This window comes from Streptomyces sp. bgisy100 (assembly GCF_057709105.1).
Genome location: NZ_JBYITE010000066.1, coordinates 22,572 through 30,606 on the forward strand (window position 1 = coordinate 22,572; position 8,035 = coordinate 30,606).

At 68.6% G+C, this 8,035-nt stretch carries 8 protein-coding genes and 1 pseudogene; 2 read left to right on the top strand and 7 right to left on the bottom strand.

What is annotated here, in order from left to right; translation table 11 throughout:
- Nucleotides 1–81: 81 nt before the first annotated feature.
- From AC3EQ1_RS28945 to AC3EQ1_RS28970, 6 genes are all read right to left on the bottom strand, one after another.
- Complete coding sequence (locus tag AC3EQ1_RS28945; RefSeq protein WP_432097283.1) at nucleotides 82–1,188, bottom strand: glycosyltransferase family 4 protein; 1,107 nt, start codon at nucleotides 1,186–1,188, stop codon at nucleotides 82–84.
- Nucleotides 1,185–1,721, bottom strand: a complete 537-nt coding sequence (locus AC3EQ1_RS28950; protein WP_432097284.1) for a dCTP deaminase — start codon at nucleotides 1,719–1,721, stop codon at nucleotides 1,185–1,187. Before AC3EQ1_RS28950 ends, AC3EQ1_RS28945 begins: the two co-directional genes overlap by 4 nt.
- A complete protein-coding gene (dcd, locus tag AC3EQ1_RS28955; RefSeq protein ID WP_432097285.1) occupies nucleotides 1,718–2,257 on the bottom strand; it encodes a dCTP deaminase in 540 nt (179 codons plus the stop codon). The genes AC3EQ1_RS28950 and dcd overlap by 4 nt, the downstream gene beginning before the upstream one ends.
- Complete coding sequence (locus tag AC3EQ1_RS28960) at nucleotides 2,257–3,492, bottom strand: bifunctional UDP-sugar hydrolase/5'-nucleotidase (protein WP_432097286.1); 1,236 nt, start codon at nucleotides 3,490–3,492, stop codon at nucleotides 2,257–2,259. Before AC3EQ1_RS28960 ends, dcd begins: the two co-directional genes overlap by 1 nt.
- On the bottom strand, nucleotides 3,489–4,766 hold the full coding sequence (locus AC3EQ1_RS28965; protein ID WP_432097291.1) for a UDP-N-acetylglucosamine 1-carboxyvinyltransferase: 1,278 nt from the start codon (nucleotides 4,764–4,766) through the stop codon (nucleotides 3,489–3,491). Before AC3EQ1_RS28965 ends, AC3EQ1_RS28960 begins: the two co-directional genes overlap by 4 nt.
- A gap of 212 nt (nucleotides 4,767–4,978) precedes the next feature.
- A complete protein-coding gene (locus tag AC3EQ1_RS28970; RefSeq protein WP_432097287.1) occupies nucleotides 4,979–5,392 on the bottom strand; it encodes an ATP-binding protein in 414 nt (137 codons plus the stop codon).
- 330 nt (nucleotides 5,393–5,722) lie between these two features.
- Here AC3EQ1_RS28970 and AC3EQ1_RS28975 point away from each other — a divergent pair, with 330 nt between their 5' ends.
- Both AC3EQ1_RS28975 and AC3EQ1_RS28980 read left to right on the top strand, forming a co-directional pair.
- Nucleotides 5,723–6,586 carry a helix-turn-helix domain-containing protein gene (locus tag AC3EQ1_RS28975; protein ID WP_432097288.1) on the top strand — a complete coding sequence of 288 codons (864 nt, stop codon included), beginning with the start codon at nucleotides 5,723–5,725 and terminating at the stop codon, nucleotides 6,584–6,586.
- Nucleotides 6,583–6,813: a DUF397 domain-containing protein gene (locus tag AC3EQ1_RS28980; RefSeq protein WP_432097289.1), complete on the top strand. Its 231-nt coding sequence runs from the start codon at nucleotides 6,583–6,585 to the stop codon at nucleotides 6,811–6,813. Before AC3EQ1_RS28975 ends, AC3EQ1_RS28980 begins: the two co-directional genes overlap by 4 nt.
- A 179-nt stretch (nucleotides 6,814–6,992) precedes the next feature.
- Here AC3EQ1_RS28980 and AC3EQ1_RS28985 read toward each other — a convergent pair.
- A pseudogene (locus AC3EQ1_RS28985) lies at nucleotides 6,993–8,035 on the bottom strand (mobilization protein); the annotation flags it as partial.

The following is an 8,035-nucleotide window of genomic DNA, read 5'->3' on the forward strand; positions in this document are numbered from 1 at the left end:
GAGCATCTCCGATGTCGTGGTGCGGGCCCGCGGCCAGCGTAGTGAGGTGGCGGGCCGGTTCGTGGAACGTGGCGGTGATCTTCAGCTGATCCGGTGGCCGAGTTCGGCCAGGGCCTTTGCCGTGGCGCTGAGCGGGTAGCGCGTCGCGTTGTGCAGGCCCGCTTCGCGCAAGGCCGCCAGCAGCCCCGGTGTGGTGCGGAGTCGGTCGATGTCGCGGGCGAGGGCCGCGGGGCGGGTGAAGTCGGTGGCGGTGCCGGAGGCGGCTAGCGTCTCTGCCAGACCCGGGACGGGCTGGTAGAGCACGGGCAGGCCACACGCCTGGGCTTCGAGCGCGACCAGACCCATGGCTTCGAGGGTGGTGGAAGGCATCACCAGCAGATCGTGCTCGGTGAAGGTTCTCCACAGCTGCTGCCGCCGCAGCCAGCCGAGATAGCGGACCTTCACGCCTGACCGTCGCACCGTGGGGGTAAGCGTGTGGAACTGGTCGTGCGGTGCGGCGATGCTCAGTTCCACGCCGGTGACGCGCGCCAGGGCCCGTAGGAGGTTCTCGGCGCCCTTCTCGGCGGTCAGCCGTCCGGCGTACAGCAGGCGGAAGGGACCGCGCGCTGGGATGGCCCGTCGGCGGGGTGGGCAGGCCAGCAGCCGGTCGGGCACCCCCCAGGGGATGTGAGCGATCTTTCGGCGGTCGGTGGTCGGGGCGACTTTCAGGAGCCGGTCGGCCATGGCGGGTGTGGGCACGACGATGGCGTCGGCGCGTCGGACTGTGTTGGTGAGGACCTGGTGCTGGTCCCGGTGAGCCTCGGCGAAGAGAAGGTCAGTGCCGTGGACGAGCGCGATCCGCGGATGGGCGGGCAAAGCCCTGATCAGCGCGGGGGTGGCGCCGAACGTGAGGTGCTGCAGGTGGACGACACCGATCCGGTCCGGCTCGATCGCCTCGATCAGGGCCTGTCGGAGGGATGTGACGTAGCGGTGGAAAGCGCGGCCCTCCAGGCACTTTCCGGCGACGGGCAGAAGGCCGAGCCCCATCGGACAGCGGGGCCGACGTCCGACAGGGGCGAGCATGAATGGGCAGGCCGGGAGCAGCGGCTGGGGACCGGTGTAGAGGTCGAGGAAGAGTTCGACGCTGCCACCGGGGCTGCCGACGGGCAGGTCGAGGGCGGTAGCCACCAGCCGGGGGGTGGGGTTCACGGGGAGCCTCCGGCGATCTCGGTATAGAGCCGAGAGATGTCGATGCCGCTGCTGGCCGCGTACTTCGCGTCGCTGTGCTGATAGCTGGCGAGGTCACCCGCAGTGGTCAGGAACACGAGCTTGCCGAAGGTCATCCGCGGATAGACCCGAACCGGCTTGGTTGCGCGGATCTCCAGCGTCCAGTGGATGGCGTGCCCGACGTGCCCGAGGGGAGCGGAAACGTGCACCCAGATGCCGAGGGAGCCGGTGGTGCGATCGCCATTGAGCATCTGCGCGTAGGTCTCCGAGCCGGTCCTCTCGTGGGTGACGCCGAGGTAGAGGGTGCCGGGCTGCAGGACGATCCCGGTGGACGGGATGGTGGTCTCCGTGAAGGCGGTAGGGCGGGCGGCGTCCAGGTCGCCGTCGCAGATCCGTAGGGACTCCCCCAAGCGCCAGTCGTAGGCGTTCGGGGAGAGTTGAGACGGGTCGAACGGGTCGATGCAGATCTCACCGGCTGCGATGGCGGCGGCGATAGCGGGACCGGTAAGGATCACGAGGCTGCTGCCTGAACCGGGACGAAGTCCTGCCAAGCTCGGGAGGGCTGGGGGCCTCGGGATCCCTGGTACTTGCCGGTGTAGAGATCAACAGGCCCGCTGGACACAAAGAACATGACCTGTCCGATCTCCATGCCCGCGTATACCCGCAGGGGGCGGACAGGGGTGAGCATGAGGGTCCACTGGCCGTGGAAGCCGATGTCGCCGATCGGGGCGGTGATCTCGACGAACAGCCCCAGTCGGCCGACGCTGGAGCGGCCGAACAGCAGCGGGACGAAGTGGTCGGAGCCGACCTGTTCAAAGGTGTGGCCGAGGTAGAGCTCGCCGGGCCTGAGGACGAAGCCGCTGTCGCCGATGGTGAGGGTGGTCGTGGGGTTGGGCCGGTGGGCGTCGATGACGGCTGAGGTGTAGGTGGTCAGCGTGGCGCCGAGGCGAACGTTGTAGCTGTTGGGGTTGACCTGTTCCGCGTCGAAGGGATTGATCCGTAAGCGGCCGTCGCAGGCGGACGCGGTGATTTCGGGTCCGGTGAGGATCATCAGGAGTGGCCTTTCATGTCCGGGGGCGGCGAGTTCGTGAGGATGTGGCGGACGGCCTGGCCGAGGGAGAATCCGGCCTGGTGGGTTCGGCCGCCGAGGAAGTTCTGGGCGAGGAACTCGGTGGTCAACACGCCGCGGAGCCCGTTCGGCAGGGGGTCGGGAGTCGTGACCAGTGGGCCGACCCGCTGCGTCAGGTTGGCGATCAAGCTGTTCGGGTCGTGGAGGTAGGGGTCGGGGACCCGGGCGTGGACGAGCTGGTTGGCGAACGGCTCGATGGCCAGGAGGTCACCAAGGGTGAGGAGCGCGCCTAGCTTCCGGGGGCGCAGAACGGTGTCGTTGAGGATCACTGCCTCGGCCCCCAGCCCGGTGTGGAGGCGTGTGGCGATGTCGGTGAGGACTGCATGCCGGTCGGGCACGGAGCCGCGATAGCGCTCGGTGGTGTTGCCCAGCGGTGCGGCGAGCTTCCTGCGCAGGGCTGCGATCTGTCGGGTCACTGGGGCGAGATCCCTCGGTGGAACGGTCGTCCCCTCCGGGAAGGTGCAGGTGTGTGCGGCCCAGCCGGCGCCGACCGGTTCGGCCAGGGCGAACCCGGCCCCGAGTTCGCCGCCCTTGACGACGAGAGTGTCCCCGATCGGCTGGGGCGCGTAGTTGTTGCTGTGGCAGTGCCCGGCGAAAATGACGTCCAGGAACGCGCATTCGGCCGCCAGACCCAGGTCCTGCTCGAAGCCGGAGTGCGACAGCAGCAGCCAGGAATCGGCCTCGTGATGGTGGGCCAGTATGAGCTCACGCAAGGCGCGTACTGGGTCGGTGACCAGCTGGCCTTCCCTCTGTGGGGCCGGGATGTCCAGGAACGCATCCGGCCCGATGACCGCGGTGACAGCCACGCGTCGGCCGCATATGCGGAAGGTCCGCAGCCGGCGGAAGAGCGGCTGTCCGGTGGCCTCGTCGATGACGTTCGCGCAGACCGTCAGCGGGTGGAGTTCAGGTTCGAAGTGGTGGGGCCAGCCGTGGTTGCCGGGGGCGAGTACGTCGTAGAGCGTGGCGAGTACGGACCGCTCGATGGCGCCGCCCGCGAGCCGGTAGTAGCCACTGCCCTCGAAGAAGTCCCCGCAGTCGGCGATCAGCGAGGTGGGCCGGACCTGATGGAGGTGGGCGAGCATGCTCCCGGCGGTCTCGAAGGCGGAGTGGAAGTCGGTCGTCACGACGACCCGTTCCAGGGCCCGAGCGGCAGTCATGAGGTGACCGCGGTGAGGTCGGCGCCGAGCGCACGAAGCTTGGCGGGGAGGTCCGCGTGTCCTCGTTGCAGTTGGTCGAGGCCGGTCATCGTGGTGACGCCCTGGGCGGTAAGGGCGGCGATCAGTAGCGCGGAGCCGGTGCGGATGTCGGTGGCTTCCACGCCCGTGCCGGTGAGCCGCTGTGGTCCGGTCAGACGGCACTGGGTCGGCGACAGCGCTTCGATCCGGGCGCCCAGACGACTGAGCTGCGGCAGGAGGTTGCTGTGGCGGCCGGGGTTGATGGCGTCACTGAACAGGTGAGTGCCTGGTAGTCGCAGAGCCAGGGCCATTAAGGACGGTTCGAAGTCGGCGTCCAGGCCGTGTGGAGCGAGGGAGGCGATGGCCCGCAGCGGGCGGCCGGTCGGCTGGGAACCGGGCTGAACGGTGATGGCATCGGGGCCGACGGCGACGGGTGTGCCGGTCTGCGCCAGCAGGTCGGCCAGAGGGCGGACATCCGCGCCCTGCACGCCCTCGATGCGTCCGGTGCCGCCAGTGGCCGCGATGGCACAGGCCAGCGTGCCTGCCTCGATCTTGTCTCCCGGTACCCGCCAGTCCAGGCCCCCGCCCGTGCCCTCCCTCGGCGGGGCGAGAGTGAGCTTGTCCTCGTCGGCGGTGACGTCCCAGCCGGCTTTCCGCAGAGCGACCAGGAGGGCGTTCGTCTCCGGCGAGAGGTTCGGGTTGCCGAGTTTCAGGCGGCATCCTGCGACGATGGCCCGGAGAACTGCGGCGATGCTCGCCCCGCGCGAGCGGAACGGCAGATCGAACGAGACTGCGTCGAGCTTCCGCCGGGACGCTGTGATGGCGTAGTGGCCGTCATCGGCCTGGACGGTGTCCCCGAAGATCTCGTACACCCGAAAGTGCTCGCTCATGCCGCGGGCTCCGATCCGGCAGCCTCCTGGCCACGGCAACCTCGCGTAACCGTGGACGGCCAAGAGAACGGGGGCGAGGTAGTAGGAGGCCCGGATGCGGCCGGCTTCTGCCAGGTCCGGGGCGGCGTTCCCGAAGTCGCCGGGCCACAGGAACAGGCTTCCTACCTCACTGACGGGATACGAGAGACGGAAGCCGATCCGCTGAAGCAAGCCCAGCAGAGTCCGCACATCCGTGCTGGCGGGCACGTTGCTGACAGTCACCTGGCGTCCGGTCGCTGCCGCAGCGGCAAGCAATGGCAGGCAGGCGTTCTTCGAACCGTCCACCGTTACGACACCGGCCAGCGGGCGTCCGGGGCGGATAATCAGCCTCTGGGAGCAGAGTGCGGCAGGGATGGTTTCGGGGAGTGTGGTCACCGAGTCTCCTTGTCTGGGAAAGTCCTGGGGCTGCTCGGCGCGCGAGGGCCGGAGCTTGCCAGTGGCGCCGTGTGCGGGAAATCGGCACTCACCGCTGCCTCGTTGAGGCGGGTGGCGCGGTGCAAGAGCGGACCCGGAAGGACGAGCTCCGCTCGCTGAGTGATCTACAGCGGCAGCAGAACCGTCACAGTTTTGCCACCCCCGTCTGCGTCCCTGGGGACGTACGTCCTGCCGCCTGCCTCCCGTGCGAGGGACTCCACCAATCGCAACCCCCATCCACCACTGCCGTCCGCGTGGGGAACGTCGGCCCGACGGGGCATCTGCGGGTCACGGTCGTGGACGGCGACCGTGAGGTGCCGGCTGTCCAGGCCGATACGGATGTCGGTCCGAGCAGACGCCTGCGCGGCATGCCGGACGGTGTTGGTGACCAGCTCGCTCACGGCGAGCACGGCCGTGTCCACCAGGGCAGCTCCTGGACAGAGACCCCAGAGGCCGAGCTGAGCAGCGACTTCACGGCGGGCAGCGGACACGGACGCCGGAGCGGTCGGGACGGTGAAGTGCAGCGAGCGGTCGGTCACCAGCACTATCCGGCCGTCGGCGGTCCCGTACTCCGGTCGGTCACACGATGAGCCAGGCACTACCTGCATCGCCGGGGATCCTCCCGTCCGAATCGGCATCCGAGCACGCCAGCCACTGACGATCAGCGACAGCGGAGCTACGGATCGTGAAGCGCCCCCAGGATGACCCCGTGCACTTCTCTCACGCAAGTGCGTGGAGCAAGTGGGCATATGCCTCGGCGCTTGCGAAGGACGCGGCGTCAAACGCCCTTGCGAAGGTAGGAGTTGACGGTGTTAGGGCACACTTGCGTACGGCAATCCGCCATCGCGAGGGCTTTGAGGAGGGGTGGGATGGCCACGGCGAGCGGTCCGACCGTTCGAAAGCGCCAGCTCGGTTCCGAGCTGCGGCGACTGCGAGAGAACGCGGGCAAGCGGATCGAGGACGTCGCCGAGCACCTGGAGTGCTCGATGTCCAAGATCAGCCGGGTCGAGACCGGACAGGCTCCGATCAAGGCGCGGGACGTGCGCGATCTCCTTGAGTGGTTCGGGGTCGAGGACCCCGCCCAGGTGGAGGCTGTGATGCAGATCCACAAGGACGCGCAACAGCAAGGCTGGTGGGCCCACTACGAAGAGGTGCTGCCATCGGGCATGGCTACGTACGCAGGACTTGAGTCCGATGCCGTGGCCCTTCGCTCCTACGAACCGATATTCGTTCACGGCCTGCTCCAGACTGAGGACTACGCGAGAGCCGTGATCGCCGCCGTCCGGCCGAACGAGCCCAGCGAGGTCGAGCGGCTCGTGCGCTTCCGGATGGAGCGACAAGACCTGCTTTCCCGCAAGCCCGACCCGTTGGAACTGTGGGTGGTCGTTGAGGAAGCCGCCCTGCGGCGGCCGGTCGGCAGTGCGGAGATCATGGCGGCCCAGATCAAGCACCTCATCCACGTCGCTGCCCTGCCGAACGTGACGATCCAGGTCATGCCGACATCCAAGGGTGCCCACGCGGCGATGGCCGGGACGTTCTCGCTGCTGGAGTTCGGGGCCAAAGCGCCCACCATCGTCTACGTCGATTCGATCGCCGGGAACGTGTACTTGGAGAAGGAACGTGATGTCCGCAAGTTCATCCAGACCTTCGACCTCGTACGGGCCGCCGGGCCCGACCCTCTGGAGACCCCCGCCATCCTGGAGAACATCGCAAGGGAGATGCTGAAACCATGAGCACCAACGACAGGCGACCGGACCGTGAGGTGGGACTCAGCGAAGCCGCCTGGCGCAAGAGCAGCTACAGCTCCGGCAACGGAGCCTGCGTCGAAGTCGCCACTGTCGGTGACTACGTCGCTGTCCGGGATTCCAAGGACCCCGATGGACCCGTCCTCCAGTTCCGCCCCGATCAGTGGGCAGCCTTCCTCGGTGGCGCAGTTGAGGAAGGCATCAAGCAGGTCTGACCGGCCAGGCGCGGTCCGCGGAGACAGCGATGGCCGGTCCGAACGAACAGTGGTCGCTCGGACCGGCCATCAGCTCTGATCCCTCCCCATCGAGTTGGTGAGTCCCCACCGGAGCTGTTGCTTCTGTCCCGACGCACGGCCGAATTCCGACGGGTCATGCTGGGACGACAGGGCTGCTGTCAGCGACGGCGACTCCGTGTCTCTGCAGTGGTCGGCTGGTGCGCGAGAACCGGTGCCGCCTCACTGTGCTGAGCCGTCCGTGTACTCGATGCTGTGCGTGCTTGGGCAGCGCGGGCACGAGCGCTCGGGAGCTGCCGAGTGACGCGGTCCACGCGCCAGAGGAGCGTTCGTGCCGGCGATCGGGCGTCGTCCATCGTCCTTTGGTCGGCAGCCTGCTGGAGCAGGCTGCCGGGTCGGTGCCCAGCGGCTTCGGCCTCGACGAGGGCGGTGGTCAGCGCTGGCCAGGCAGCATCGTCCAGGACCTGCTCGGCATGCGAGGGCACGGCCTCGCGGACCAGGCGTGCGAACCGTTCGACGGTGGGTGTCGGCGGCTTGCGCCGGGCGAGAGCGGCCAGCGGGGCCACGGCAGCCTGATCGTAGGCGGCCTGGAGGTGGACGAGAGCCTGGCGCGCGGCGACGATCTGTTGGTCGTGTTGGCGGAGGCGGTGCCAGCGGGCAGCGGCGATGACGACGAGGACCGCCGCGTCGAGGAACATCGCCAAGGCCGCCCCGTCGCTGGAGGCGGGCCGGCTTCGCATGGCCCGTATGGCGCCGCGCAGCACGCGGGCGTGGTGGTCCTCGGCTCGTATGCGCGAGCGGCTGGCGCGTTCGAACGCCATCGCTGCTTGCCGGAGCTGAGGCCGGATCGTGTCGGGGGCGATCCGAGGAAGCGCGTCGAGGGCTTCACCGAAGGCCACGATGTGGGCCTGGGCGGCTGCGTCGTCGCCCCACTCCAGGTGATGGGGGATGCGTTCGGCAGCAGTGGTGGCCTGATACCACGGGTCGAGGCGGCGACGGCCCGTCGGCTGATCGAAGGTCTCCACATCGGTAGCGGCCAGCCGCTCGCTGATCTTCGGAAGGGACAGGTCGGGAGCGAGTTTGGAGCCGGCGAACCAGATGGGCTCACCAGCGGCGTTGGTGTCACCAGCGAGGGCGACCTTGTAGCCGCGGATGTCCCCGGAGGGGAAGCGCTGGATGTCGACCAGGATGCTGTCGCTTCCGT

Excerpts from the sequence above, each read along its gene's own strand:
- AC3EQ1_RS28975 (WP_432097288.1), top strand. The coding sequence starts at position 5,723 with ATGGCCACGGCGAGCGGTCCGACCGTTCGAAAGCGCCAGCTCGGTTCC.
- AC3EQ1_RS28960 (WP_432097286.1), bottom strand. The coding sequence starts at position 3,492 with ATGACTGCCGCTCGGGCCCTGGAACGGGTCGTCGTGACGACCGACTTC.
- AC3EQ1_RS28980 (WP_432097289.1), top strand. The coding sequence starts at position 6,583 with ATGAGCACCAACGACAGGCGACCGGACCGTGAGGTGGGACTCAGCGAA.
- dcd (WP_432097285.1), bottom strand. The coding sequence starts at position 2,257 with ATGATCCTCACCGGACCCGAAATCACCGCGTCCGCCTGCGACGGCCGC.